The sequence below is a fragment of the Nonomuraea sp. NPDC049152 genome, from assembly GCF_040648355.1.
Classification (GTDB): Bacteria; Actinomycetota; Actinomycetes; order Streptosporangiales; family Streptosporangiaceae; genus Nonomuraea.
This window is the reverse complement of record NZ_JBEZDO010000020.1, coordinates 1-25,635: the sequence shown is the minus strand read 5'-3', so window position 1 is coordinate 25,635 and position 25,635 is coordinate 1. Positions and strand designations below refer to the sequence as shown.

General features: G+C 69.5%; 23 protein-coding genes and 1 pseudogene. 16 read left to right on the top strand and 8 right to left on the bottom strand.

What is annotated here, in order from left to right; translation table 11 throughout:
* The first annotated feature begins 17 nt into the window (after positions 1-17).
* From AB0B45_RS31315 to AB0B45_RS31300, 4 genes are all read left to right on the top strand, one after another.
* The gene (locus tag AB0B45_RS31315; RefSeq protein WP_358137910.1) at positions 18-266 is read left to right on the top strand and encodes a LuxR C-terminal-related transcriptional regulator; all 249 of its coding nucleotides are present in this window, start codon (positions 18-20) and stop codon (positions 264-266) included.
* Between the two features lie 349 nt (positions 267-615).
* The gene (locus tag AB0B45_RS31310) at positions 616-1,044 is read left to right on the top strand and encodes a thioredoxin domain-containing protein (protein ID WP_358137908.1); all 429 of its coding nucleotides are present in this window, start codon (positions 616-618) and stop codon (positions 1,042-1,044) included.
* Positions 1,041-2,690, top strand: coding sequence for an FAD-dependent oxidoreductase (locus AB0B45_RS31305; protein WP_358137907.1), 1,650 nt, complete (start codon positions 1,041-1,043; stop codon positions 2,688-2,690). Before AB0B45_RS31310 ends, AB0B45_RS31305 begins: the two co-directional genes overlap by 4 nt.
* 5 nt (positions 2,691-2,695) lie before the next feature.
* Positions 2,696-3,145 carry a DUF1931 family protein gene (locus tag AB0B45_RS31300; protein ID WP_358137904.1) on the top strand — a complete coding sequence of 150 codons (450 nt, stop codon included), beginning with the start codon at positions 2,696-2,698 and terminating at the stop codon, positions 3,143-3,145.
* Between the two features lie 91 nt (positions 3,146-3,236).
* Here AB0B45_RS31300 and AB0B45_RS31295 read toward each other — a convergent pair whose 3' ends face one another.
* Positions 3,237-3,464: a hypothetical protein gene (locus AB0B45_RS31295; protein ID WP_358137902.1), complete on the bottom strand. Its 228-nt coding sequence runs from the start codon at positions 3,462-3,464 to the stop codon at positions 3,237-3,239.
* 809 nt (positions 3,465-4,273) lie between these two features.
* On the opposite strand from AB0B45_RS31295, the gene AB0B45_RS31290 reads away from it, so the two are divergent.
* Entirely contained in the window at positions 4,274-5,029 is a 756-nt protein-coding gene (locus AB0B45_RS31290) for a hypothetical protein (protein ID WP_358137900.1), read from the top strand.
* A pseudogene (locus tag AB0B45_RS31285) lies at positions 5,023-5,282 on the top strand (transposase); the annotation flags it as partial. The gene AB0B45_RS31290 and the pseudogene AB0B45_RS31285, both read left to right, overlap by 7 nt.
* Before the next feature lie 244 nt (positions 5,283-5,526).
* Here the strand turns inward: AB0B45_RS31285 and AB0B45_RS31280 are convergent.
* The gene (locus AB0B45_RS31280; protein WP_358137898.1) at positions 5,527-6,702 is read right to left on the bottom strand and encodes an ROK family transcriptional regulator; all 1,176 of its coding nucleotides are present in this window, start codon (positions 6,700-6,702) and stop codon (positions 5,527-5,529) included.
* Positions 6,703-6,847: 145 nt separating this feature from the next.
* Between AB0B45_RS31280 and AB0B45_RS31275 the strand changes: the two genes are divergently transcribed.
* The 8 genes from AB0B45_RS31275 to AB0B45_RS31240 all read left to right on the top strand — a co-directional run bounded on the left by AB0B45_RS31275 (position 6,848) and on the right by AB0B45_RS31240 (position 17,095).
* Positions 6,848-8,485 (top strand): beta-N-acetylhexosaminidase, encoded by a 1,638-nt coding sequence (locus AB0B45_RS31275; RefSeq protein WP_358138269.1) that lies wholly within the window; start codon positions 6,848-6,850, stop codon positions 8,483-8,485.
* A complete protein-coding gene (locus tag AB0B45_RS31270) occupies positions 8,482-10,854 on the top strand; it encodes a phospholipase D-like domain-containing protein (RefSeq protein WP_358137896.1) in 2,373 nt (790 codons plus the stop codon). Before AB0B45_RS31275 ends, AB0B45_RS31270 begins: the two co-directional genes overlap by 4 nt.
* An 83-nt stretch (positions 10,855-10,937) precedes the next feature.
* The gene (locus tag AB0B45_RS31265) at positions 10,938-12,182 is read left to right on the top strand and encodes a sugar ABC transporter substrate-binding protein (RefSeq protein ID WP_358137893.1); all 1,245 of its coding nucleotides are present in this window, start codon (positions 10,938-10,940) and stop codon (positions 12,180-12,182) included.
* A gap of 3 nt (positions 12,183-12,185) precedes the next feature.
* Positions 12,186-13,115 (top strand): sugar ABC transporter permease, encoded by a 930-nt coding sequence (locus AB0B45_RS31260; RefSeq protein ID WP_358137891.1) that lies wholly within the window; start codon positions 12,186-12,188, stop codon positions 13,113-13,115.
* Positions 13,108-13,917: a carbohydrate ABC transporter permease gene (locus AB0B45_RS31255; RefSeq protein WP_358137889.1), complete on the top strand. Its 810-nt coding sequence runs from the start codon at positions 13,108-13,110 to the stop codon at positions 13,915-13,917. The genes AB0B45_RS31260 and AB0B45_RS31255 overlap by 8 nt, the downstream gene beginning before the upstream one ends.
* Positions 13,918-13,963: 46 nt before the next feature.
* Positions 13,964-15,712: a bifunctional metallophosphatase/5'-nucleotidase gene (locus AB0B45_RS31250; protein WP_358137886.1), complete on the top strand. Its 1,749-nt coding sequence runs from the start codon at positions 13,964-13,966 to the stop codon at positions 15,710-15,712.
* A 258-nt stretch (positions 15,713-15,970) separates the two neighbouring features.
* Entirely contained in the window at positions 15,971-16,126 is a 156-nt protein-coding gene (locus tag AB0B45_RS31245) for a hypothetical protein (protein WP_358137883.1), read from the top strand.
* Between the two features lie 564 nt (positions 16,127-16,690).
* Entirely contained in the window at positions 16,691-17,095 is a 405-nt protein-coding gene (locus tag AB0B45_RS31240) for a VOC family protein (protein WP_358137880.1), read from the top strand.
* A gap of 35 nt (positions 17,096-17,130) precedes the next feature.
* Here AB0B45_RS31240 and AB0B45_RS31235 read toward each other — a convergent pair whose 3' ends face one another.
* Positions 17,131-17,727 (bottom strand): TetR/AcrR family transcriptional regulator, encoded by a 597-nt coding sequence (locus AB0B45_RS31235; protein ID WP_358137877.1) that lies wholly within the window; start codon positions 17,725-17,727, stop codon positions 17,131-17,133.
* A 126-nt stretch (positions 17,728-17,853) separates the two neighbouring features.
* On the opposite strand from AB0B45_RS31235, the gene AB0B45_RS31230 reads away from it, so the two are divergent.
* Together AB0B45_RS31230 and AB0B45_RS31225 are read left to right on the top strand one after the other, a co-directional pair.
* Positions 17,854-19,299 (top strand): MFS transporter, encoded by a 1,446-nt coding sequence (locus tag AB0B45_RS31230; RefSeq protein ID WP_358137875.1) that lies wholly within the window; start codon positions 17,854-17,856, stop codon positions 19,297-19,299.
* Between the two features lie 117 nt (positions 19,300-19,416).
* The gene (locus AB0B45_RS31225) at positions 19,417-19,698 is read left to right on the top strand and encodes a LysR substrate-binding domain-containing protein (RefSeq protein WP_358137872.1); all 282 of its coding nucleotides are present in this window, start codon (positions 19,417-19,419) and stop codon (positions 19,696-19,698) included.
* A 131-nt stretch (positions 19,699-19,829) separates the two neighbouring features.
* On the opposite strand, the gene AB0B45_RS31220 is transcribed toward AB0B45_RS31225, so the two are convergent.
* The 5 genes from AB0B45_RS31220 to AB0B45_RS31200 all read right to left on the bottom strand — a co-directional run bounded on the left by AB0B45_RS31220 (position 19,830) and on the right by AB0B45_RS31200 (position 25,611).
* A complete protein-coding gene (locus AB0B45_RS31220) occupies positions 19,830-21,722 on the bottom strand; it encodes a CocE/NonD family hydrolase (protein ID WP_358137870.1) in 1,893 nt (630 codons plus the stop codon).
* A 99-nt stretch (positions 21,723-21,821) separates the two neighbouring features.
* Positions 21,822-22,232 carry a hypothetical protein gene (locus AB0B45_RS31215; RefSeq protein WP_358137867.1) on the bottom strand — a complete coding sequence of 137 codons (411 nt, stop codon included), beginning with the start codon at positions 22,230-22,232 and terminating at the stop codon, positions 21,822-21,824.
* Positions 22,233-22,267: 35 nt separating this feature from the next.
* The gene (locus AB0B45_RS31210) at positions 22,268-23,494 is read right to left on the bottom strand and encodes a serine hydrolase domain-containing protein (RefSeq protein ID WP_358137865.1); all 1,227 of its coding nucleotides are present in this window, start codon (positions 23,492-23,494) and stop codon (positions 22,268-22,270) included.
* Positions 23,495-23,664: 170 nt separating this feature from the next.
* On the bottom strand, positions 23,665-25,146 hold the full coding sequence (locus AB0B45_RS31205) for an MFS transporter (protein ID WP_358137862.1): 1,482 nt from the start codon (positions 25,144-25,146) through the stop codon (positions 23,665-23,667).
* 87 nt (positions 25,147-25,233) lie between these two features.
* Positions 25,234-25,611 carry a VOC family protein gene (locus tag AB0B45_RS31200; protein WP_358137860.1) on the bottom strand — a complete coding sequence of 126 codons (378 nt, stop codon included), beginning with the start codon at positions 25,609-25,611 and terminating at the stop codon, positions 25,234-25,236.
* Positions 25,612-25,635 lie beyond the last annotated feature (24 nt).

Sequence of the window (25,635 nt, the reverse complement as noted above, 5' to 3'; positions counted from 1 at the left end):
CTGATCCGCGAATCCTCGTGCATCGACTGTGGGAACGTTCGGCCCGCGTCCGCAAGCGGCTGCGCGGCATGGGCGTGCACTACCGCCACTGGAGCTACGCCGACCGGCCCGTCTGCGGCTGGGACAGCCTCACCGAGACCGAGCTCAACGTCTCGCTCCTGGTCGCCGACAGATGGTCCAACCGGAAGGTGGCGGAGCAGATGTTCATCAGCGCCCACACGGTCGCCTTCCACGCAAGCTGCAGATCAACTCCCGCGTCGAGCTGACCCGCCTCGTGGCGGTCCGGGAGCGCGACGAGCCCGGCGGCTGACGCGTGAGCGCCAGGACTACACGTATGAGGGATGTGAAGCGGCAGCTCCCGCGAAAGCCTCGAAATGGTGTGCATCACATCGAGGAGGTCACCATGGCGCTGTTGGGGCGCCGCAGGGGCGGTGACGTCTACCCCGCCCGCGAGTTCGAAGACGTACGACCGGCCGGGGTAGAGGAACGCGGCCCTGGGAGAGATGAGCGAGGACGGAGGCGCGAACGCCTGGGGTGTCCCCGACGGCTCGACCGTGACAGTGGACGTCGACCACGGCGAGCTGAGCGTCACCTTCACCGGACCGGGCAGCTGACATGACGTCCACCATCGCCTGCCCGAACTGCGGCAAACGGAACAGGGTGCCTGCCGCGGCCGACGGCGTCCCCCAGTGCGGGAGCTGCCATCAGCCGCTGCTGCCTTGGATCGCCGAGGCGGGCGACGATACGTTCGCCAAGGTCGCCGAGCGATCGGCGCTACCGGTCACCGTCGACTTCTGGGCGGACTGGTGCGGGCCGTGCCGGATGGTCACGCCCGCGCTCGAACAGGTCTCCCAGGACCTGGCCGGCCGCGTCAAACTAGTCGACGTGGACCGGTTGCCACGCCTGTCCGAGCGCTTCGCGATCAAGCACATCCCGACGCTCATGATGATGGTCCGCAGCGAGGTCGTCGCCCAGCGGGCGGGCGGCGCGCCCGCCCACGAGCTGCGCAGATGGGTCGAGGACGCGGTCAAGGCGCGCGCATGACGCCGGTACCCGAGACGCCGGACTTGTACGGCGCCTATCCCCGGCTGAGCGAGGCGCAGCTCGCCGAGCTCTCCCCCCGCGGCGAGCGCCGGGCCGTGTCGGGAGGCGACGTCCTGTTCCGTGAGGGGGAGCCCACCGCGGAGTTCATCGTCGTGCTGACCGGCAAGGTTGCCATGGTCGAGGGGCGCGGCCCGGACGAGCGGACGATCGCCGTCCACGGCCCGGGCCGGTTCCTCGGCGAGCTCAGCCTGCTCACCGGCCAGGCGGGATTCCTGACCGCCGTCGTCCAGGAGCCAGGCGAGGTGCTGGCCGTGCCGGCCGACGAGGTGCGCGCGCTGGTGGCGCGGGACCAGGCACTCGGCGACCTCATCCTGCGGGCCTACCTGGCCCGGCGGTCCCTACTGATCGGGTTGGGCACCGGCTTCCGCATCATCGGCTCCCGCTATTCGGCGGACTGCCGGCGGCTGCGCGAGTTCGCTGCCCGCAACAGGGTGCCGCACCGGTGGATCGACCTGGAGGAGGACGAGGAGGCGGACGCGCTGCTGCGCGAGCTGCGCATCCCGCCCGAGGACACCCCGGTCGTGATCTGGCGCGGCGACAAGGTCCTGCGCAACCCGACCGTCGCCCAGCTGGCGAAGGCGATCGGCCTGCCCGTCCCGGTGCCCGGCACCGGGGTCAGCGACCTGGTCGTCGTGGGCGCGGGCCCCGCGGGCCTGGCCGCCGCCGTGTACGGGGCCTCGGAAGGGCTGACGACCATCGTGCTCGACGCCGTGGCCGCGGGCGGCCAAGCCGGCACCTCCTCCCGCATCGAGAACTACCTCGGCTTCCCCTCCGGCATCTCGGGCGCCGAGCTGGCCGAGCGCGCCATCATCCAGGCGCGGAAGTTCGGCGCGGTGCTGACCGTCCCGGCCGAGGTGACCGGTCTGCAGCCGGACGACGGCTTCTACGGCGTCGTCGTCGAGGACGGCAACACCATCAAGGGCCACGCCGTGATCATCGCCACCGGCGCCCGCTACCGGCGGCTGGAGGTCCCCGAGCTGGAGAAGTACGAGGGATCGGGTGTCTACTACGCGGCCACCCCGTTCGAGCTGCGCATGTGCAGCCGCTCGCCGGTGGTCATCGTCGGCGGCGGCAACTCCGCCGGTCAGGCGGCCCTCTACCTGGCCAGGAACGCGTCGTCGGTGCGCATGATCGTACGCGGTGACGACGTGCGCGCCAGCATGTCCCGCTACCTCGCCGACGAGCTCGACCGCACGCCCGGCATCGAGATCATGCACGACACCGAGGTATGCGACCTCATCGGCGACGGCACGCTGAAAGGTGTCCGCGTCCGCAACAAGCGCACGGGGAAGTCCCTGGAGATCGCGACCAGGGCGATGTTCGTCTTCATCGGCGCAGACCCGCACACCAAGTGGCTGGAGGGCGCCGTGCCGCTCGACGACCGCGGCTTCATCGTCACGGGACAATCCACCACCTGGAATGCACTGCTTCCCCTGGAGACCGACCACCTGGGCGTCTTCGCCGCGGGCGACGTCCGCAGCGGATCGGTCAAGCGGGTCGCCTCCGCGGTGGGGGAGGGCGCCATGGCCGTGCGCCTGGTGCACGAGAGGTTCACCACCACAGGAAATCGACAGAGAAGACGGTGATCGACATGCCGGTGATGGCACACGCCAGGTTCGAGCGCTTCTTCCGCGCCGCCGCGGGACTCGACGTGGACAAGAACGACCTCAAGCGCTTCAACGACTTCGTCAACCAGAAGCTGTACGACATGCTCGTCGTCGCCGAGGCCGCGGCCAAGGAGAACAGGCGCGACATCATCCAGCCATGGGACCTGCCCATTACCAAGGGACTGCAGGAGAACATGCACGAGTTCCGCGACCTGGACGAGGAGCTGGAGCTATCGCCGATCCTGGAGCAGCTCACCGCGCTGCCGCCGCTCGACCTGTCGCTCAGCGTAGACGCCGAGGCCCGGCTGCCGGCCGTGGCCGGCGGGCTGTCCATGGTGCTCGCCCGCGCGCTCAAGATCGTCGAACCCGACCTCAAGAACCCCTCCAGCGAGCATTGGCAGCGCATGTCCCGGCTGTTGGGCCTGCTCCTGTGACCATGACGCGGAGCGGCGAGCGGCGGACACCCTCCGGAGGGGCGCGTGCTGTCGTGCCAGCTCGCCGGTGTCGCGGTCGCCGACGGCTGCCTCATCGGCCCGGCTTGGAGGCAACCCGCAGATCGACGGTGAAGACATCATCAAAGACGGGGTGACCGAGTTCGCGGCCGAATTCGTCCAGGACGCGGACATAGTCGAGCTCGCGAGCAAGAATTTCGTCCTCGGAAAGCAGGCCGTGGCGCTCAGCGAAGGAGTCGAGCACACTGAGCAGGTGTTCGCTGCGCTCCGGACGCTGCCCGCCGGGCACGCCGCCACCCACGCCGTAGAGTTGGCCAACTTGGTGCACTGGTCGAGGCCGCGCTGGTTTCGGCCGGTCGCCGAGCACCACCTCCCGAGAGCTGAGCTGAGTCAGACCTCGATTCTTCGCCAGGCACGGCGAAGGGCCTCTTTGTTTGAGGCTTGCTCCGGAAACCGGTCCCAACATCCTCAATCTGTGTAGTCATCTGGCGCGGAACGGCACCCATCGACGAGGTGCGCGGCCCGTCGAGGAGAAGCACCGCGCTCTTTCCCGAAGTCCGGCACGGGAAAGAGTCAGGTTCCTCGCCGAGGCCGCCGACACGGCCGCCGAGCTGGGGTTCTCCCTCGCGGTCGGGCACGCGGAGGAGCTGGGACAGCTTGTTCCGATGGCGCCGCTGTTCTCGGCGTTCAACGAATCGCCGATCACGCTGATCAGCCAGGCACCTACGGTCGATACGCGCATCATGCTGGTCGAGCGGCTCCGTGCCAGGGCCGAAGCACTCGCGTCCCGCAATCCGCTCGTCGTGGTCCTGGACGATCTGCAGTGGGCGGATCCAGTGACTTTGATGGCCTTGAGGATCCTGGAGTCACAGCTGTCGCCGCAGCCTCTCGTCTGGATGCTCGCGCGGAGCACCGACCGCCACGGCACAGAGGTGGAACGCCTGTTCACCGCTCTTGAGGCGGAGGGGGCGGTCCGGCTGGAGCTCGCCCCTCTTTCCCCCGACGCCGTGGCCGAGGTGATCGCCGACCTTCTGATCGCGCCGCCCGCCCACGAGCTGCTGGAGCCCGGCAGCGGGGGCGGGCGGCAACCCCATCCTCCTGGTCGAGCTTATGGCCGGGCTCCGCGAGGAGCAGGCGATCAGCGTCTCCGGCGGGCTGGCCCATCTGGCCTCCGAGCGACTTCCGCAACGACTCCAGGGCCTCGTGACGCGGCGTCTCGAACGGCTGAGCAGCCAAGCCCGCCAGCTGGTCGAGACCGCGGCGGTGCTGGGGCAGTCGTTCTCGCCCGAGGATGTGGCCGAGGCGCTCGGCAGGACGCCGGCCACCTTGCTCCCCGCCCTGGGCGAGGCCATGGACGCCCAAGTCCTGGTGGTCGGATCGGATTCTCTCCGGTTCCGGCATGACCTGGTCAGGAAGGCTGTCGTCGAGGGGCTGCCACCACCGGTGCGCCAGGCCCTGCACCACCAGATCGGCGGGCTCCTGCTGGAGCGGGGCGGGTCCGCCGTCGGGGCGGCCACCCATCTCCTGCTCGGCGGCCAGCACGGTGACACGCGCACGCTGGCAGGGCTCGACCAGGCGGTGAACGAACTCCTCGCCGATGCTCCCGGGACCGCCGCCGATATCGCGGTGCGGGCGATGGAGCTCACCGACGACGACTCTCCGCAACACTTCACACGCACGCTGACCGCCGCGCACGCCATGACCGAAGCGGGGCAGCTGACGGGAACCACCGACCTGATCACCAGGGCGCTGGCCCAGCCTCTCCCGCCACCGGCGGTGGCCCAGCTACGGTGCGCGCTCTCGGCCATCCTCCTTCTGGCCGGGCAGATGGCCGACGCGGTGATCGAGGCCGAGGCGCCCGGCTGAAGGCGGCCGAGCTGGGCCGCTCCCGGGGCGGGCTGACCCAGCAAAGGTGCACCTGTCCGCCGACCGGCGCTGCTGTCCGCTGTCGTTCCTGCTCACTCCCGGCCAGGCCGCCGACAGTCCCCGCTTCATCGCCGTCCTGGCCGGCATCAAGGTCCGCGGTCCCGTCGGCCGTCCCCGCACCCGCCCCGGCGCGGTCGCCGCCGACAAGGCCTACTCCTCCCGCGCCAACCGCGCCTACCTGCGCCGGCGCGGGGCATCAGGCCAGCCCGAACAGCTTCGAACGGTGTCGCTCAAACTCCTCAACCGCATCACCTGTCACGCCCACCACCCTCTCCCTCTCAGCCCGCCTTGCGAGCCCGGTCGCCTGGATGCCATGACCGGCGCCCTCGGCGTCAAGCCCGTGCGCGGCACGCCAAACTCAGCCGCGCCTACGTGGCCGCCCGGCACCTGAAGTCACAACCAGCCGTCCTCACGCACGCTCCCGATATTTGGTGAACTCAACCATTAATGATGGGGGGGGTATCCGCGGGCAACGGGCCGGTCTCGGGGTTGAAGAGCGTCTTGGACAGGCGCTCGACGCCGTAACAGACGGCGCCGACCGCCACGCACTCGTCGCCGAGCACCGAGGCCCGCAGCTCCGGAGTGCGCAGGCACATCGTCTCCAGTTCGTCCCTCAGCGGCTCCAGGAGCACGTCGGCCGACCGGGAGAAGCCCCCGCCGAGCACCACCAGGTCGGGATCGACGGTGAGGGCCATCGCGGAGGTGGCCAGCGCGAGCACCTTGACGTACCGCAGGACGGCGCCGCGCGCGCCGGCGTCGCCGCGCCTGGCGGCCTCGAACACCGCCCCCGCGACCGCGTCGGGCGGCGTGCCGGGTTCCACGGCGGGGACGGCCTGCAGCAGCTCGCCCACGTGACCCAGGTTGAACAGCGGGTGCACGCCGATCTCGCCCGCCGCGCCCCCACCGCCGCGCAGGGGGACTCCGTCGAGTACGACGGCGGCCCCGGCCCGCCGGCCGACGTGCAGGAAGATCAGGTTCCGGGTGTCGCGGGCGATGCCCCTGCGGCACTCGGCGAGCGCGGCGAGCCTGCTGTCGTTCTCCACGAGGACCGCGCAGCGGAGCCGTGCGCCGAGGTGATCGGCGAGCGGCACGCTCGACCAGTCCTGGATGGCCCGTGACAGGACGACGCGTCCTTGCAGGTCGACGTAGCCCGTGCTACCCGCCACCGCGATCCAGACGTCGGAGGCGGAGGTGCCGGAGCCGGTCAGGCAGGCGTCGACGGCCCTGTCGACGGCGGCCAGCCGCTCGGCGCGCGGCTGCTCGGGGGTGACCGGCTCGCGCGTGGTGTGCAGGACGTTGCCGTCGAGGTCGGCCACGACCGCGAGCACCTTGTGCGCTCCTATGTCGAGCCCCAGCACTCGGCCCACTTCTCCGCGGAACCGGTAGCGGCGCGCGGGCCTGCCCTTCTCGCCGCCGCTCGGGTCCAGCTGGGCCACCCAGCCCAGCTTCATCAGGTCACTGACCACCACCTTGATGGTGGCTCTGGCCAGGTCGGCGCGCTCGGCGAGCTTGGTCAGCGTCATCGGGCCGTCGGCGCGCAGGACGGCGAGCGCGGAGAGCGCGTTGAGCCGCCGGAGCCGCTGAAGGTCGCCGCCAGTCACGGAGTGCGTCACGGATAACCCTTCTTGACGAATCTTAATGGTGGACTTCATCATAAATCCTCATCGGGCGGTACTCCACCGCGACGCAAGCCCGCCCAGCCCGTACGGCGACACAATCGCCGAACCCCGACCTCCGACCCCTCAGGGACCTGACTTGCTGCTGCCACGACCCGTTCACCTCAACCGAGACGGCACGGAGCCCTTCACCCTCACCACGGCCACAGTGATCGCCGCACCCCCCGAGCTCGCGCGGGTGGAAGGCTGGCTGCGTGGCGTGCTGTTCCCCGTGACCGGCCTGCCGCTGCCGCCCGGAGAGGCGCGGCCCGGGGCGATCGAGTTCACCCTGGCGGCCGGGCTCGGCCATGAAGCGTACCGCCTGACCGTGCGCCCCGGCGGGGTACGCGTCGAAGCGGGGGACGCGGCGGGGGCGTTCTACGGCGCGCAGACCCTGCGCCAGCTGCTGCCGCCCGCGGCCTTCCGCAGCGGCGCGGTCGGCGAGCGGGACTGGCTCGTCGCCCCGGTTACCGTCGAGGACCGGCCGAGATTCCGGTGGCGCGGCTGCCTCATCGACGTGGCCAGGCACTTCCTGCCCAAGCCCGACCTGCTGCGGTACATCGACCTGCTGGCCGCGCACAAGCTCAACGTGCTGCACCTGCACCTGACCGACGATCAGGGCTGGCGGTTCGAGGTGAAGGGGTACCCGAAGCTGACCGAGGTCGGCGCCTGGCGGAGGGAGAGCCCGCTGGGGTCCCGCCGGCACGGCCTGTTCGACGGCCGCCCGCACGGCGGCTTCTACACCCAGGACGACCTGCGCGAGATCGTGTCGTACGCGGCGGACCGGTTCGTCACCGTGGTGCCCGAGATCGAGCTGCCCGGGCACTCCCAGGCCGCCATCGCCGCCTATCCGGAGCTGGGCAACCTCGACGACCCGCTGGAGGTCGCCACCCAGTGGGGCGTCTCCCCGAACGTGCTCAACGTCGAGGACGCCACGCTCGCCTTCTACCGGGACGTGCTCGACCAGGTCATGGAGATCTTCCCCGGCGAGTACGTCTGCGTGGGCGGCGACGAGTGCCCCAAGACGCAGTGGCGGGAGAGCCCGTCGGCCCGGCGGCGCATCCGCGAGCTCGGCCTGCGCGACGAGGACGAGCTGCAGAGCTGGTTCATCCGCCAGTTCTCCGACCATCTGACCGCGCGCGGGCGACGCCTGCTGGGCTGGGACGAGATCATCGAGGGCGGCCTGCCGTCGGGTGCGACCGTGGCGTCCTGGCGCGGCACGTACGGCGCGGTCGTGGCGGCCAGGGCCGGGCACGACGTGATCACGTGCCCGTTCACGCAGCTCTACCTCGACTTCCGGCAGTCGGACCGGCCCGACGAGCCGGTCCCGATCGGCAGCGTGATCTCGCTGCGCGACGTCCACGCCTTCGAACCGGTGCCGCCGGAGCTCACGGAGGCCGAGGCCGTCCGCGTGCTCGGCGCACAGGCGAACCTCTGGACCGAGCACATCGACTCGCCTCGCGCGCTCGACTACATGGCCTTCCCCCGCCTGTCGGCCTTCGCCGAGGTCGTGTGGAGCCCCGCGGGCGGCGACTTCGACGACTTCCGGGCGCGGCTGCACCACCACGAGCGCCGGCTCGCCGCGCTGGGCGTGGAGTACCGCAAGGAGACCGGCCCCGAGCCGTGGCAGACGCGGCCGGACGTCAAGGGCTGGCCGCGCGAGCGGGCGGAGACCGAGGCCGAGGTGGCGGCCTGGACCCGCGGCATCCGACGAAACCTCAGTGGAGAGAGGCACGTATGACCAGACGCCTGTCCGTCATCCTCATCGGCTTATCCTGCCTGCTCGGCGTGATCACCCCGGCCCGTGCGGCGACTCCCGAGCTGTCGGCGTACTTCAGCAGGCCGAGCGTCGACGGCACGCTCGACGGCTCCCTGCTGACGCGGTTGCTGGGCCTGATCGACCTGGCCGCGCCGGGTTCCACCCTGCGCGTGGCGACGTACGTGCTGGAGATCAGGACCGTCAAGGACGAGCTCGTGGCGGCGCACGATCGCGGCGTCGACGTACGGGTGGTGTCCGAGGGGTCCGGTCACGACCCGCTGCTCGACGAGCTGGCCGCCGCCGGAGTGCCGGTCACGCTCTGCACCATGGGCTGCAACGGCCCGGACACCGACATCAACCACCACAAGTTCTTCGTGTTCAGCCGCCTCACGGACGGCAGGACCGACGTGGTCGCGCAGAGCTCGCAGAACCTCAGCGCCGACAACGGCCTCCACCAGAACATGCTGATCAGCTCGGGTGACGCCGGCCTGGCCGAGGGCTACCGGCAGGTGTTCGACACGCTGGTCTCCCGGGTGCGGACGACGTGGCAGGCGCCCTTCACCTCCGCCAGTGGCAAGGTCACGGTCTGGATGGAGCCCCGCGACACCGTCTACGACCAGGCTACCTACGACAGCGCCGACCTGGTCGCGGCCATGATCAAGGACGTGGGCTGCCCCGGCACGATCCGCGTGGCGCAGGCGCAGTTCGCCACGGACAGGCCGCTCGTCATCGACGCGCTCAAGGCGAAGAAGCAGCAGGGGTGCGGCGTCCAGGTGCTCGTCGCCGAAGGCAACCAGACGGTCTCGACCGCCCAGGAGCTCGCCAAGGGCGGCATCGTGGTGCACACCTTCAGGCCCGGCGGCTGCCACTACCCGGCCGGGGACACCTGCGCGCCCGACAACCTCCACTCGAAGATCATCCTGGTGGACGGGCCGTCGGCGGCGGCGGGCGGCGCGACGCGGCGCTACGTCTACACCGGATCCCACAACCTCAACGCCGGCTCCCTGACCGCCTCGGACGACTCCTTCATCCGTATCGACGACGCGGGGATCTACGCGGCGTACGACGCGGACTTGGCCGCGATGCTGGACGAGATGATCAAGTTCGTCCCCTCCGCCTATCCGGACGCCGCGCTCCAGATGGCCGCCAATGGCCCCGACGACCAGCGGGCGCCGAGGGCGGCCGCCATGCGCGCCGGCTACACGGCCGTGGCCTGGGAGGACGACCGTGATCGTGCCTCGGTGGACGGCACCGAGGTCTACGCGCGCATCTACCACGACGGGCAGCCGGTGACCGGCCCCGTGAAGGTCTCGATGGGCGGGGCCGGGTGCGCGACCGGCTGGAACCACGTGCAGCCGTCGGCCGGCGTCGACGACACGGGCAACGCCTACGTCGCCTGGGCCGAGGACGGCGACTGCCGGGGGGAGCACAACATCGCGGTGCGCAGGCTCTCGCCGTCGGGCACGCTGAGCTCGACGATCTGGGCGAACGACCCGCAGTGGAGCGGCGACCAGACCCGGCCGAGGATCGCGGTCCGGGGCGACGGCGGGTTCACGGTGGTCTGGGAGGACGCGCCGACCAAGACCGTCCGCGCGGCCGGCTACGCCTCGCTGACCTCGCGTGCCTTCGCGCCGGTCCAGGTGGGCGCGGGGGACCGGCCGGACGTGGCCGTCGACGGCGCCGGCACCGCGACCGTGGTCTGGCAGCAGGCGCCTGACGTGTACGGCAAGCGCGTCTCGGCGACCGGCGCGACCGTCGCCGCCGCCACGAAGATCAGCACCAACGCGGCCACCGAGCACCTGGCCCCCGCGGTGGCGACGACGGCGGGCGGCGACAGCGTCGTCGCCTGGAGCGACAACGTGGCGGTCACCGGAGGCGACGTGAAGACCGTCTGGCGGGTGCGGACGCGGGGTCTGACGCCCTCCCTGGGATCGAGGTTCGCGGAGAACCCCGTCGCGTTCGGGAAGTACGCACCGAACACGGTCTCCGACGGCGGCAAGGAGTACCCGCCGCTGTGCGGGAGGGTGTCGTTGGTGGACAGGTGCGCGGTCCAGGGATCGCCGTCCGTCGCCGTCGACGACAGCGGACGGTTCGTCGTCGGCTGGACCGAGTCCGACATCTGGAACGCCGGCCGTTCCTTCGAGGTGTACGCCCGCGGCTTCAACGCCGACGGGACGACGGCCGGCCGGTTCCCCTGCGAGCGCATGAACCCGAACACGGCCGGCAGTCAGTCGGCCACCGCCGTCGCCGCCGACGCCACCGGCTTCCACCTCTTCTACGCCGAGGACTTCGACGTCAACGGATACAGCGATGTCGTGGCGCGGACCGGCTTCACCAACACCGAATTCTGAGCGGAGCGCCGCCCTCCGCGCCGATCCCTCGCGATCGAGACCCTGACCACCCACCCCCGACGCTTCCAGAGAAGGAACCCCCCGTGCGTCTGCGTATGGCATTGGTCGCCGCCCTGGCCGTGACCCTGGCCGGTTGTGGCTCCGGCACCGACACCACCACCAAGTCCGGAAAAATCACGATCAGCTACGCGATTTGGGAGAAGAACGACCAAGCCAGCACCCAGAAAATCATCGACGCCTTCCAGAAGCAGCACCCCGACGTCACGGTCAAGCTGGAGATCACCCCCTGGGACCAGTACTGGACCAAGCTCCAGACCGCCGCCACCGGCGGCGCGGCCCCCGACGTCTTCTGGATGAACAGCCTCAACGTCCGCCTGTACGCCAAGGGCGGCGTGCTCGCCCCCATCCAGAACGCCGACGTCAGCGCCTTCCCGCAGGCGATCGTGGACGGCTACCGCTACGACGGCAAGCTGTACGGCATGCCGCGCGACGTCGGCCTCCCCGTGCTCTGGTACGACAAGGAGCTCTTCGACAAGGCCGGCGTCAAGTACCCGACCGCCGACTGGACCTGGGACGACCTCAGGGCCGCCGCCAAGAAGCTGACCGACCCGGCCAAGAAGCAGTACGGCCTGCTGGCCCCCATGTGGGACCAGGGCGGCTTCTACCCCACGATGATCCAGGCCGGCGGCCACGTCGTCTCCGCCGACGGCAAGAAGTCGGGCTTCGACGAGCCCGGCTCCATCCAGGGCCTGGAGTTCTGGACCGACATGATCAACAAGGACAAGGTCGCCCCGCCCGCCCAGGCGACCACCGACACCGATCCCGTACAGCTGTTCATGACCGGCAAGTACGCCATGTACTACGGCGGCTCCTGGCTCGCCACCGCGTTCAAGGCCAACACCGAGCGCGGCGACAAGGTCGACGTGGCGCCCCTGCCCAAGGGGCCGGCGCAGGAGGCCGTCATCCTGCTCGGCCTGGCCAACGCCGTCTCGGCCAAGAGCGAGCACCCGGTCGAGAGCGCGCAGTTCGCCACGTTCCTCTCCTCCGAGGAGGCCGAGAAGATCCTCAGCGACACCGGCGGCGCCTCGGTCTCCTCGCGGGCGGGCACCCAGGACGGCTGGTTCAACGCCTTCCCGAACTACCACCTGAAGGAGGCGTTCGACGCCTCGATCCCGCACGGCGTGCCGTACCCCGTCTCCCTGAACACCGCCAAGTGGCAGGACGTGCAGAACAAGCTCCTCGCCGAGGCATGGGCGGGCAAGCGGCCGACCGCGGACGCCGCCAGGGAGATCGCCGCGCAGATGAACGAGATCCTGGCCAAGGAGTAGCGGATGCTGCTGACCGAGGAACGGGCCGCCGCCAAGGCGGCGGCCCGGCCGGGGCGGCGGCCGCGCTGCGACTGGCTCTGGGGCTACGGGCTGATCGCGCCCATGGCCCTCGGGCTGGCCGTGTTCTACCTGTGGCCGATCGTCCAGACGCTCTACCTGAGCTTCACCGAGTCCGGCGTGTTCGGCGGGCAGACGTGGGTGGGCGTCGACAACTTCGCCGCCCTCTTCGGCGACGAGGAGATGCTCGGCGCGCTGCGCAACACGCTGCTCTACTCCGTGCTCGTGCTCATCGGGGTGCCGCTGGCGATCGTGATCGCGGCGCTGCTCAACGTGCCGGGGCTGCGCGGGCTCGGCTTCTACCGCACGCTGTACTTCCTGCCCGTGGTCACCATGCCCGCGGCCGTCGGCCTGACCTGGCGCTACCTGTACAACGGCGACTTCGGCCTGATCAACTACCTGCTCGGCGAGATCGGGATCGACGGGCCCTACTGGGTCTCCGACCCCGAGTTCGCGATCTACGCCATCGCGGTGGTCGGGATCTGGAGCTCGCTCGGGTACAACGCCGTGCTGTTCCTGGCCGGGCTCCAGGGGATCCCGAAGCACTATTACGAGGCCGCCGCGATCGACGGCGCGGGCAGGATGCGGCAGTTCTTCCGCATCACGCTGCCGCTGCTCACGCCCACCACGTTCTTCGTCATGGTGATCACGCTGATCAACGCTCTGCAGGTGTTCGACCTGGTCTACCTCATGATCGACACCAAGAGCCCGGCGCTGGCGGGGAGCCGCACGATCGTCTACCTCTTCTACGAGCAGGGTTTCGTGCAGAACAGCCGCGGCTACGCAGCCGCGATCGCGGTCGTGCTGCTGGCCCTGATCCTCGCGCTGACCGCCCTCCAGTTCAGGCTGCAGAGGCGGTGGGTCCACTATGAGTAGGCGCTGGATCGTGCACGCGGTCCTGCTCGTCGGCGGGCTGATCATGATCACGCCGTTTGTCTGGCAACTCGTGGTCTCGCTGCAGACCGTCACCGAGTCGATGCGGGTGCCGCCCACGCCGGTCCCCTCCTGGCAGTGGCACAACTTCGCCGACGTGTTCAGGACCGTGCCGCTCGGGCGGCAGTTCCTCAACACCGTGATCGTCACGGCGGCGGTGACGGCCGGGCAGCTGCTGCTCTGCTCGCTCGCAGCCTTCGCCTTCGCGCGGCTGGAGTTCCCCGGGCGCGGGCCGATCTTCATGCTGTTCCTGGCCGTGCTGATGGTGCCGGGGGAGCTGTTCCTGCTGCCCCGGTACGAGATCATGCAGGGGCTCGGCTGGCTCAACACCCTCCAGGCGCTCATCGCCCCCGGGGTCTTCGGGGCCTTCGGCACGTTCCTGCTGCGGCAGTTCTTCAAGACGCTGCCCAGGGAACTGGACGAGGCGGCGCGCCTGGACGGCGCCAACCCGCTGCAGATCTACTGGTGGATCATGCTGCCGCTGGTGCGGCCCGGGCTGCTGGCGCTCGGGCTGCTGACCGTCATGTGGTCCTGGAGCAGCCTGCTCTGGCCGCTGGTGGTCAACACCGACCCGGAGATGATGACGCTCTCCGCCGGGCTGGCCTCGCTGCGCGGCCAGTACCTGACCGATTACCCGATCCTCTTCGCCGGGTCCGTCGTCGCCTCGCTGCCCGTGATCGTTCTTTTCGTGGTCATGCAGCGACAGCTGATCGCCGGGATCGCGTTCACCGGCTCGAAGGGCTGAACCACCAGTCTTTTCTCCCGTTGTATCCCTCTATCGAGGAGTATGTGTGCATTCCCGTCGCAAGTGGATCGTCGTCGCCTTAGGCGTCACTCTGGCCTCCTCCGCCTCACCGGCACTGGCCGACCCGAAGCCCGTGGACGTGCAACTGCTGTCCCTCACCGACTTCCACGGCTTCATCACCCCGCAGAACAACGCCACCGACGGGACGATCAAGGATCCGCAGGGGAACACCCTGGTGGTGGGCGGCGCGCCGTACGTGGCGACGCATCTGGACAAGCTCCGGCAAGGCCATGAGAACACGGTCACGTTCTCGGCCGGTGACAACTTCAGCGGCTGGCCGACCGAGGTGTCCTACCACGCCGACGAGCCCACGATCGAGTTCCTGAACAAGATCAAGGTGGAGTTCACCACGGTCGGGAACCACGAGCTGGACCGGTCCCTGGAGTTCCTGCGCGACCACATGGGCGAGGGCGAGTGCTTCGGAGAGATCGGGGTCGACAGCTGCTTCACCGACTCCGACGGGCGGCAGTTCCACGGCGCCGACTTCGCCATCTCGACGGCCAACATCTCGCGGAAGGGCGACACCCGTCCGGTGCTCCCGCCGTACGTGATCAAGCGCTTCCAGGGCATCCCCGTCGGGTTCATCAACCTGACCACGCCCACCACGGTGGACGGCTCCACCTCCTACCAGCCGTCACTGGACAACCTGCCGCTGGTGGAGACGGCCAACAAGTATGCCGCCATCCTCAAGCGGCGCGGCGTCAAGGCCATCGTCGCCAACGTGCACGAGGGCGGCAAGGCCGGAGACGACTACAACGGCTGCGCCGATCAGAAGAACGGGCCGATCTGGGACTTCGCCGCCAACGCCTCGCCCGACATCGACGTCATCGTCACGGGCCACTGGCACTGGTACTTCACCTGCTCGCTACCCGACCCGGCGGGTAATCCCCGCCCGGTCGTCGAGGCCGCCAACCACGGCCGCCTCATCAACGAGATCAACCTGAAGCTCGACCACCGTACCCGCGACGTCATCAGGTCCGAGACCACCGCGGTCAACCACCCAGTGACCCGCGACGTCACCCCCGACCCCGCCATGGTGAAGCTGGTCGACCACTGGAACGCCAAGCAGAAGGAGACCTACGCCAAGCCGTACGGGACCATCACCGGCGACCTCACCAGGACCGGCGACGCGACGGGGCAGAGCACGCTCGGCAACACCGTGGCCGACGTGGCCTACTTCGACTCGCAGCGGACCGAGGGCGGCAAGGCCGACCTGGCCATGGTGGCCGTCGCCCCGACCAAGGGCTCCAACTCCCTGCGCGGCGACCTGAGGTTCGCCAAGGGCGCCAACCCCGCCGACAGCGACGGTCAGGTGCTCATGGGCGAGTCGTGGGCGGCCTGGGGCTACGCCAACCCGGTGCTCACCGTCACCGTCAAGGGCTCGCAGATCGAGCAGGCCCTGGAGCAGCAGTGGCAGACGCAGGCCAACGGCACCGTGAAGTTCGCGCCGCTGGCCGTGTCCAAGAACGTCCGCTTCTCCTTCGACGCGACCAGGCCCGTCGGCGACAGGATCAACCCCGCCGACGTGATCGTGAACGGGCAGCCGCTCGACACCGGCAGGACCTACCGGCTCGCCGCGCTGGCCTACACGCTTCTCGGCGCCGACGGCTACACCGCCTTCGCCGGGTACACCGACGCCGTGCGCGGCAACCGCGACTACGAGGCCATGCGGGCCTACCTGCGGCAGGGGCCGGTGGCCCCGCCCGCCCTGGACCGGGCGGTGCCGCTGATATAGGACTCCGGCTGCGGGGGACCCGCGTCCCCCCACCCGCGCGGGCCGCCCGGACGGTCAGCGGGAGCCATTCGGTTGGCCTCGGGAGCGGGTGTGGGGCTCAAGAACTCGAGTACTTCAAGCGCAGAGCCCTTCGTCCGGTGGGAGGAAGGGCTCTGGGGCGCCGAATGGCTAGTCCGGGTCACCTGGGATCATGTTTCGTGATCTTGTCGATGGGCGTCACCGAAGTACGGCTCCTCGGCACCCAGAGCGGCGGCCGAGATGTCTGATTACGCCTTCGACCTCACGTGCGACGGGGTCGCGTCCTTCACCGCCACCAGCGAGCAGCAAGTTCGCGACATGCTCGCGACCGACCTCGACTGCGCCGAGATCGGCAAGGTCGGCCCGGCACGTCGTGATCACCCGAGGCCACCATGAACGAGGAACTCTTCCACCGGATAACGTGCCGGAGTCGCGCACCGGCCGGGCGGCCGGATCGCCTGCTCGGCACGCCGCCATGATCGCTCGCAGTTCATGCCGCTGCCCGTGGTCGAGGGGACCCTGGCCATCCTCGGCGAGCCCACCCCCGAGGAGCGGCGTGTCAGTCCGGACGTCGAGCGGATCCTGGGCCGCGCCCCCGCCCCTTCGGCGAGTGGGCCGCGCGCAACGCCGCCGCCTTCCGGTGAGCAAGACCCGGGCCACCGCCGGGATCAGCAACCCGGCGTCGGTCCGTTCGGCGGGCGGTCGACGCCACCGTGGGCGCACTGGCTGTGGGACTGGTCGCGACCTCCGTGCGGGAAGTCGTTGAACGCACCTAAACGATCGCGTCGCGATCGCACGTTGATCGCCTCAGCCGCGGGCTGGATCCTGGGAACACCTCACCTGCTCTCGGCAGAACCACGGTCCTGGAAGCACGAGTGCTCACCCGCCGATGGTGAGCAATCCGTAGTCTGCCCGATGACCTGGGCAGATTCGTCAACTCTCAAGAGGAAGACCAGCACAATGATCGAAATTGATGCCATTGACCACGTCGTCCTCCGCGTCATCGACGCCGAGGTGATGGAACGGTTCTACTGTGACGTTCTCGGCTGCTCCATCGAGCTCCGCCGGGACGACATCGGAATGCTCCAGCTCCGCGCCGGCGCCTCGCTGATCGACCTGGTACGGGTCGATGGCAAGCTCGGCCTGCCGGGCGGCGCGGCGCCGGGCACGGAAGGCCACAACATGGACCACCTGTGCCTGCGGGTCGCCAACTACGACGAGCCCGCGATCCTGGAGCACCTGGAGGCGCACAACGTCCGGGTCGGGCAGATGGGCACACGCCGGGGCGCTCAGGGTGTCGGCCCGTCGATCTACGTCTTCGACCCCCAGGGAAACACCGTCGAACTGAAGGGCCCGTCAGAGTAGAACGCGGTCAGGTCGGGCGCAGCCGACAAGCAGGCTCATGAAACGTGCCGGGAATCGGCCGGTGGTTTCAGGCCGGCGAACGCCGCGTCGAGCAGGGAGTCGACGAAGGCTGCGTCGTAGGGACCGGGGGCCACCAGTATCCGGTAGTACAGCGGCCCGTACAGCAGGGCGATGACCATGTCGGGATCGACGTCCGGGGAGAGCTGCCCCCGCTCCCTGGCCAGCAGCAGGCGGGCCCGGGTCCCGTCGGTCACCGGTTTGAGCCAGCGCTCGCGGAACGCCGCGGCGAGCGCCGCGTCATTCTGGATCTCGCCGATCAGCGCGGGGTAGAGCGCGGAGATGCCTGGCCGGGCAAGCAACTCCATGCCTGCCCGCATCTGTGCGCGAAGGTCGGCGACGATGTCTCCCGTGTCGGGATAACCCAGTTGCTGCTTGGAGGCGAGCAGCACGTCGAGAACGACGGCGCCTTTGGACGGCCAGCGCCGGTAGACGGTGTGCTTGCCCACCCCCGCGCGTGCGGCGATGCCCTCGATGCTGAGCTTCGCGTAGCCCACCTCCTGCGCGAGTTCGAGGGTGGCCCGCAGGACTGCCTCGGTGCGGTCGGGATCGCGGCGGGAGGAAACGGTGGCCATCCCCGAACCCTACAGCAAACGGCACGGCACGTGCCGTATTGACATGGTGCGCGCGGCACCTGCATGATCGTGGCAAGCGGCACGGCACGTGCCGTGCCGACTCACGAATGCGAGCCTTTCATGTCAATGCCAGACGTTGCCACGCGCCCACCCGAGACCGGGCCACGCCGCCGTCCCGGGCTGGTCCTGGCCTACCTTTGCCTGGCCGGGTTCATGGTCTTCCTCGATGTGTCGATCGTGAACATCGCGCTGCCGTCCATTGAGCGTGACCTCGGCATCTCCGAGAGCTCCCTGCAGTACATCGTTACCGCCTACGGAACGGTGCTCGGCGGGTTCCTGCTGCTCGGCGGGCGGCTCGCCGACACCCTCGGACGCCGCCGCATGCTGCAGATCGGCCTGATCGTGTTCGCCGGGGCGTCCCTGACCGCGGGCGTCGCCCAGGGGGCCGCGATGCTGATCATCGCCCGCGGCCTGCAGGGCCTTGGCTCGGCGTTCATCGCTCCGGCTGCCCTGAGCATCCTGACCGGCACCTTCGCCGAAGGGCCCGCGCGAACCAAGGCGCTCGGCGTCTGGGGTGCGATCAGCGGTGTCGCGTCGGTTGTCGGGGTCACCCTCGGCGGTCTGCTCACCGAGGGCCCCGGGTGGCGCTGGATCTTCTTCATCAATGTGCCGATCGGCGTGGTCGTGGCGGTGCTGGCCCCGCTCGTCATCCGGGAGAGCCGGGCCGAGGTACGGCGTCGCGCCTTCGACACGGCGGGCGCCGTCGTCCTCACCTCCGCCCTGATCCTGCTGATCTACACCCTGGGGGAGACTGCCGACGCGGGCTGGGCCTCGTTCAGGACCATCGGCGGCCTCGTCGCCGTGGCCGCACTGCTGCTGGCCTTCCTGCGCATCGAGCGGCGCGCCGAGTCGCCGCTGATCCCGCTGGACATCTTCCGGCTGCGCGTGCTGCGGCTGGCGAACATCGCCACCGTCCTCATGTTCGGCACCCTGGTGACGTTGTTCTTCTTCGCCAGCCTGTTCATGCAGCAGGTCCTGAACTACTCGCCGCTGCAGACCGGCCTGGCCTACGTCCCGCTCGCCGTCGTCGTGTCGGTGGGCGCGGGTCTGGCCTCGAACCTGGTCACGAAGGTGGCGGCCAAGCCGGTGCTGCTGGCCGGTCTAGTCCTCAGCGTCATCGGCCTGCTGCTGCTGTCCCGCCTGCCCGTCGACGCCGGGTACCTCACCGGCGTGCTGCCGGCGTTCCTCGTGGTGGGCCTGGGGCTGGGCATGTCCTTCGTGCCGCTGCAAGTGGCCGCGTTCAGCGGGGTCGGCAAGGCGGAGGCTGGGCTGGCCGCGGGGCTCATCAACACCAGCCAGGAGGCCGGCGGGGCGCTGGGCGTGGCCGTCGCCGCGACGATCGCCTTCAGCCGCGTCTCCGAGCTGACCGAGTGGGCCCACGGCGACCCCGTCCTCGTGCTGGAGGCCAGGGCTATGGTCTTCCATCAGGCGTTCTTCGTCGGGGCCTGCTTCGCTCTCGCCTCCCTGGCCGTGGCGCTGCTCCTGCCCCGGATGAAAGCCGTCGCGGAGTAGCCGAAGTAGCGGAGAGGGTGTTGATGGGCGGCTCCGGCCTCAACACCCTTCTCACCGCACCTGCGGGTTCAGGATCGCAAGACGCCCAGATCCCGGACGACCTGGGCGAAGGCTCGGATGATGTCGTTCTCCGCCTCGCCGCGCCAGACCAGGCCAAAGTTCACCTACTGGCAGGAAGTGCTCTCCCACATCAGCGTCGGCAAGGGCGTCTCGGTCGTCGCCGCCCGAGGGGCCCGCTACTACCCCAGGCCAGGGGTGACCTTCGTGCCCTTCAGCGACGCCCCGCCCATCGAGTACGGGCTGCTGTGGCGGGCGGGCGAGGACAACGCCCGCGTCCGCGCGTTCATCCAGATCATCCGCGAGATCCACCCGCCCGCGCGCCGGAGCGGACGAGGCTGAGCTGGTCTCCGGGCAACTACAACTCCATCGGGCCCAGGTCGCGGACGACGCGGGCGAGCAGAGGGACACCGGAGACGTCATGCCTACGGTCGCGGCCATGTCGGTCACGACCGTAGGCATGATCGGTCGAGCTATCTTCCGCCGGCTGCGCCGGTGACCAGCGGCAGTGAGATCGAGGTGCCGGTCAGGTCGACGGTGACCTCGCTCCCGGTGCCGGGTTCGACGTCGGGTGTGAAGGTGAGGTCGGCGTTGGTGCCGGTCAGAATCAGGCCCAGTCGATGTCCGGCCTTGAACTCGTAGTCCTGCGGCAGCATGTTCCAGGTGATCCGGTACGGCTTGCCCGGCGTCAGCGGCGTCTGGCGGCTCAGTGACCTGTGGTTCTGCGCGTCGATGATGCCCCGGGTGACCACGTGGAAGCCGGAGGTCACCGTGTTGTCGACGGCCTTGCGGTAGCAGCCGTCGTCATCGGCCGTGCTCTCGCCGATGCAGTCTTCGGCATCGAGGAACTTGAAGCCGTACGCGCGATGCGGATTCGCGCCGATCTCGTCGTAGTTAATGCGGGTGTCGGTGCCGTAGTCGACGAGCATGACGCCCAGGTTGGCGGTCGGCTTGTCCAGCTTGACCTTCAGGCTCACCGACGGCGTGCCGGACAGTCGCATCGCGGTCTCCAGCGGCGGGGTCAGGTAGGCCAGCCGGTTGGGGTTGACCGTGCCCGGGTTGTCGGCCATCGCGGCCTCGGTCTGCCTGGTGTCGAGGTAGCTGCCCGCTCCGGTCGAGGGCTTGCGGCCCAGCGAGCCGTCCTGCTGCGGGCGCAGGGTCACCGCCCGGGTTCGCGCCGGCCAGTCGGCCTGGGTGATCCAGCGGTCCGGGCCGAGCTGCACGTCGGCGCGCGGCCGGCGCATGATGTCGTTGGGCACGCCCATCAGCTCGTGGTCGAACCACTGGTGCAGGGTGTTGACCCACACCTGCCGGCGGGCCCAGAACGGGTCGAGGTGACCGTACTGGGTCACCCACACCTTGCGCTGCACGGTGCGGGGCAGGGCGGCCCACCACTCGGAGAACTGGTTGCCCATCACGTTGCGGTCCTGCATGCCGACCACAGGGAACACGCTGGCGCGCACGTTGCTCGCCTTCGAGATCGGCCCGTTGCGGTAGTCGAGCTCGCGCCAGTAGGCGTTGTAGTTGCCGGTGGCGTCGTCCGAGCCCTCGTTCATGCGCTGGTGCGCCGCGGCGCATTTCTCATCCGGATCCTGGTCGGCCTGCGTGGCCCACCATTCCTGCCCGCGCCTGATATCGGTGAGGGTGCCGTTCGCCCGCCACAGGTCATACCAGCTGCTGGGTCCGGCGAGCGGCACGATCGTCTCCAACCCCTGCACGCCGGTGCCGGCGACACCGATGGCGAGGGCTCCTTCGCCCGAGTGGCCGATCATCCCGGTGCGTCCGGTGGTCCAGGAGGCTTTGACCGGAGTGCCCTTGTCGTCGTAGGCGGTGGCCCGGCCGTTGAGCCAGTCGATGACCGCCTTGCCGCCCAGCACGTCGGAGGGACCGCCGGAGGTCGGGCAGCCGTCCGACAGCCTGGTGCCGATCATGTCGACGGACACGAACGCGTACCCGCGCGGCACGAAGTAGTTGTCGTAGAACAGCGGGAACTTCGTCAGGTTCCCGTCCGCGTCGTACTTCTTCTGTTCAATCTCGAAGCCGACCCCGGGAACGTCGTAGTAAGGGCTCTCGTGCATGATCACCGGAACCTTGAGCCCGGAGTTGCTCTCCTTTGGTCGGATGATGTCCACCCGGACCAGGTCCTTCTTGCCGTCGCCGTCGCTGTCGACCGGCGACTCCACCCGGACGTGCTCACGGATGGCGTCAGCGTAGGAGAAGACGGGCTGGGTGACCCCGCCGGAGACGTCAATCTTCGGCTCCGTCGTAGCGGACGCGGCGGAAGCGCCGGCGACCACGAGCGGGAGCGCGACTGCGGCCGCGAGGGCGACTGCGGCGAGGAACCCTCGTCGCTGTGAGTTAGACATGGTTATCCCTTGTAGATGGTGAAGTCATCGAAGTTGCATCCGCCCGGCACAGCGGAGCGGGTTTGGTCACAACCTCATGAAATGGCGCGGCCGGGCAGGTCAGGCGGCGTCGAGGGCTGCGGTGATCTTGCGGGTCATCTCGGCCAGGGCAGGGCTGGGCTCGCCCTTGTGGATCTGGGCGCCCGTTTCGATGGCGACGATGACGGTGCTGCGGAAGTTGTCGGCCTCGGCCGGATCCTGCTTGAGCAGGTCCATGGCCGCGGTCAGCATCGGCAGCACGGTGTCGGCCAGATCGGCGACGGACTTACCGTCCAGGGCGATGTCCCTGCTCTTCTCCGCGAGCACACGTCCGACCAGGCCGGTGGCGGAGTTCAGGGCGATGCTGCCGTCGGTGGCGATCCGGTGGGCCCCGGGATTGCCCGCGGCTCCGGCGGCGGCCATCAGTGAGACAGCGCCGTAAGCGGCGGTGCGCAGGGTGCTCTTGTCCTGGTCGGAAAGGGTGGTGGACATGATGATGTGCTCCTGGAGGTCTGGTTCCGCGGGTGTCAGTTGTCGATGGCCTGGTAGAGGGTGGTCCAGAAGTCGTGGATCAGCCGCGCCGGGTCCGGGACGGACAAGCCGACCTGGGTGAGCAGGACGCCGGTGAGCTGGTTGGCCGGGTCGGCATAGACGGTGGTGCCGGTTCCGCCGTCCCAGCCGAACTGGCCGATGGGGGCGTAGTCGCCGCGGTAGGTGCGCACCGCCATCCCGAAGCCCCAGCCGCCCTGCTGGCCCTGGCCGAAGGACACCTGGATGCTGTTCTTGGCCAGGTCGTTGCGGGCGGCTGCCTGCTCGGGGGTGAGCCGGTCGGTGGTCATCAACTCCACAGCGGCCCGTGACAAGATCCGCTCGCTGCCGTGCATGCCGCCGTTGAGCAGCATCTGGAAGTAGGCGTGGTAGTCATCGACGGTGGAGACCAGCCCACCGCCGCCGGAGGCGAAGGCCGGCGGCTGGCTGACGCGTCCCCCCACAGCCTCGTCCCAGACGACGAACTCGCCGCTCTGCGGGTCGGGGGCGTAGCTGGGCGGCAACCGGTCGATCTGGTCGGCCGGCACGTGGAAGGCGGTGTCCTTCATCCCCAGCGGATCCAAGACCCGCTCGCGCAGGAACGTCTCAAACGACTGACCGGCCACCCTGGCCACCAGCACGCCGAGCACGTCGTGGCTGATGTGGTACTGCCACTGCGCTCCGGGCTGGTGCATCAGCGGCAGCTCACCCAGGCGGCGCATCCACTCATCCGCCTCCGGCGTCTGCCCGTGGCCGGTGAGCTCCCGCTCGAAGACCGCGTTCATGATCGGCGTTCCCAGCGCCGTCAGATCCATGCCGAGCCCGAAGGTGGAGGTCAGCAGGTCCCGCACGGTGATCGGCCGCCGCGCCGGCACGGTGTCCTCCAGCGGGCCGTCCACCTGCCGCAGCACCTGCCGGTCGGCAAGCTCCGGCAGCCATGCCTGCACCGGGTCATCCAGCCGCAGTCGGCACTCATCCAGCAAAACCATCGCCGCCGCCATCGCCACCGGCTTGGAGGTGGAGGCCATCCGGAAGAGCGTGTCGCGGCGCATCGGCGCCCCGCCCTCATGCCGCATGGTCCCCAGCGCCTCGACGTGCGTCTGGCCGTCCCGGCTGACCAGGGCGACCAGGCCGGGGATCTTCCCCGACTCGACATACCCCGTCAGCACCCCGCGCAGCCTGCGCAGCCCCGCCTCGGAGAACCCGCTGTTGTTGTTTCCCATCATGAATCTCCTTGCCTCAGGTGTTTGATCTGTGTGAAACCCGCTCGAGCCTGACGCCCGCGGCGGTTCATGTCGTCCACTGTCGCCGACCGCTCTGATACCGGGTCGTCGCCGTCCTGATGCCGCAGCTGACACGACAGCGCATTAGACGTGATCACTGTCTGGCGTGACAGTCAGCGAGCGACTCCGGCTGGAGCCAACTGCTGAGCCGAGGACGCGGCGTGGGCACCGACCTTACGTCGGCGTAGAAGGAGCAGAGCCAGTACGGCGGCGCCGAGCACCCCGGCAGCGGCGCCCACGAACGCGGACGACATGGCCGCGCCGTACGCCTCGCGGGCGACAGCCGCCAGCGACGGGTCGGCCACGGCTGCGGCCACCGACCGCCGGGCCGCCTCTGGCGCGGTGGCCGGCATGGCCGAGGTGTAGCTGCTGGTGGCCAGGCTGCCCAGGATGGCCACGCCGAGGGCGGCGCCGGCCTGCTGGATGGTGCTGTTCAGCGCGGAGCCGACGCCTGCCTGCTCGACGGGGATGGCCCCCATCAGGGCGGCGATCGCGGACGGCATCGCCAGGCCGCCGCCCGCGCCCAGCACCACCTGGGCGATGACCAGGACCACGGCGCTGTCGGCCGAGGAGAGGGTGAGCAGGCCGAACCCGGCCGCCATCACGATCATGCCGAGCACCGCCGCGGCGCGGTTGCCGAGCTTGGTACCCAGCCCGGCGCCGACGCCGTTGAAGATCATGGAGGCGACGAACATCGGGATGAAGGCCATGCCGGCCTGCGTGGGCGTGTAGCCGAGGACGAACTGCATGTACTGGGTCAACACCAGCAGCAAGCCGCCGTTGCCGACCTGAACCAGGGTGAGCGACAGGCTGCCGCCCGCGAAGTCACGGTCGCGGAAGAGCTTGAGCGGCACCATCGGATGCTCGGTGCGCAGCTCCCAGACGACGAAGCCTGCCAGGGCGACGACGGCGATGACCAGCGGGATCCAGGCGACGCCGCGCACGAGCTCGTTGATCGTCCACACCAGGGCGGACATACCGACCACGGACAGGACGGCGCCGAGCGGGTCGGGCTTGGTTGCCGGGCCCTTGGACTCGGGCATGAGGGCCAGCGCGGCCACGACAGCCACGAGGGCGACCGGGACGTTGATCCAGAAGACCGCCTCCCAGCCGAGGGAGGTGACCAGGACGCCGCCGAGGACGGGGCCGCCGACCAGGCCGAGCATGGAGAAGGCCGCCCCGGCTGCCATCGCCTTGCGCCGTTCCACCGCGTCGGAGAAGACGGTGATCATGATGGACAGAGTGCTCGGCATGATCAGCGAGCCGCCGACGCCCATCGCCACGCGGGCCGCGATCAGCTGGCCAGAGTCGGCCGCCTGCGTCGCCACCAGGGAGGCAGCGCCGAACAGCACCAGGCCGACGACCATGACCTTCCGCCTGCCGTACCTGTCGGACAGGGATCCGGCGGTGAGCAGCAGGCCCGCGAAGACCAGCATGTATGACTGCAGGATCCACTGGATGTCCTGTGCGGTCGCGCCCAGATCGGCGGCCAGGGCCGGAACCGCGACGGTGAGCGCCATGTTGTCGATGATCAGGACCATCGTGCTCAGGCAGAGCACGATCAGGATCAGCCACCGGCGTGGATGTTGGTTCATGAAAGTTCCTGCGAATACCGTTCTCTAATGCGCACACCGTGCGCATTGGGGTTTGAATGTATGCAAATCTCGGTGCGATTCGCTGGGTCAGTCCCTGAAGGGTGGGATCCACTCCACAAGCTGGACCACGACGCCGTTGGGGTCGGTGAGCCGCAGCGCCCACTCGCCCCATGGCTCGTGGTGCAGTGGGACGGTGATGTTCGCACCCTCCCCGCGCAGCCGCTCATGCTCGGCGGCGATGTCGGTGACCGTGAACGACACGATCACATCCGCGAGCCGCGGGCTGGGCGGTTCCTCAAGCGAGCGCTGCTGCAACAAGATGTCGACCGCTCCGTCGTCGCGGCTCAGCGCCACGAGCTCCTCCTGGCTGAGCGCTTCGCGAAAGCCCAGGTGAGTGGTGAAGAACATGCTGGACGCGGCCACGTCGCCCACATTCAGTGCCACAGTCGTGGCGACGATGTTCATAGCGTTATCCCGTTCCTTTGGCGA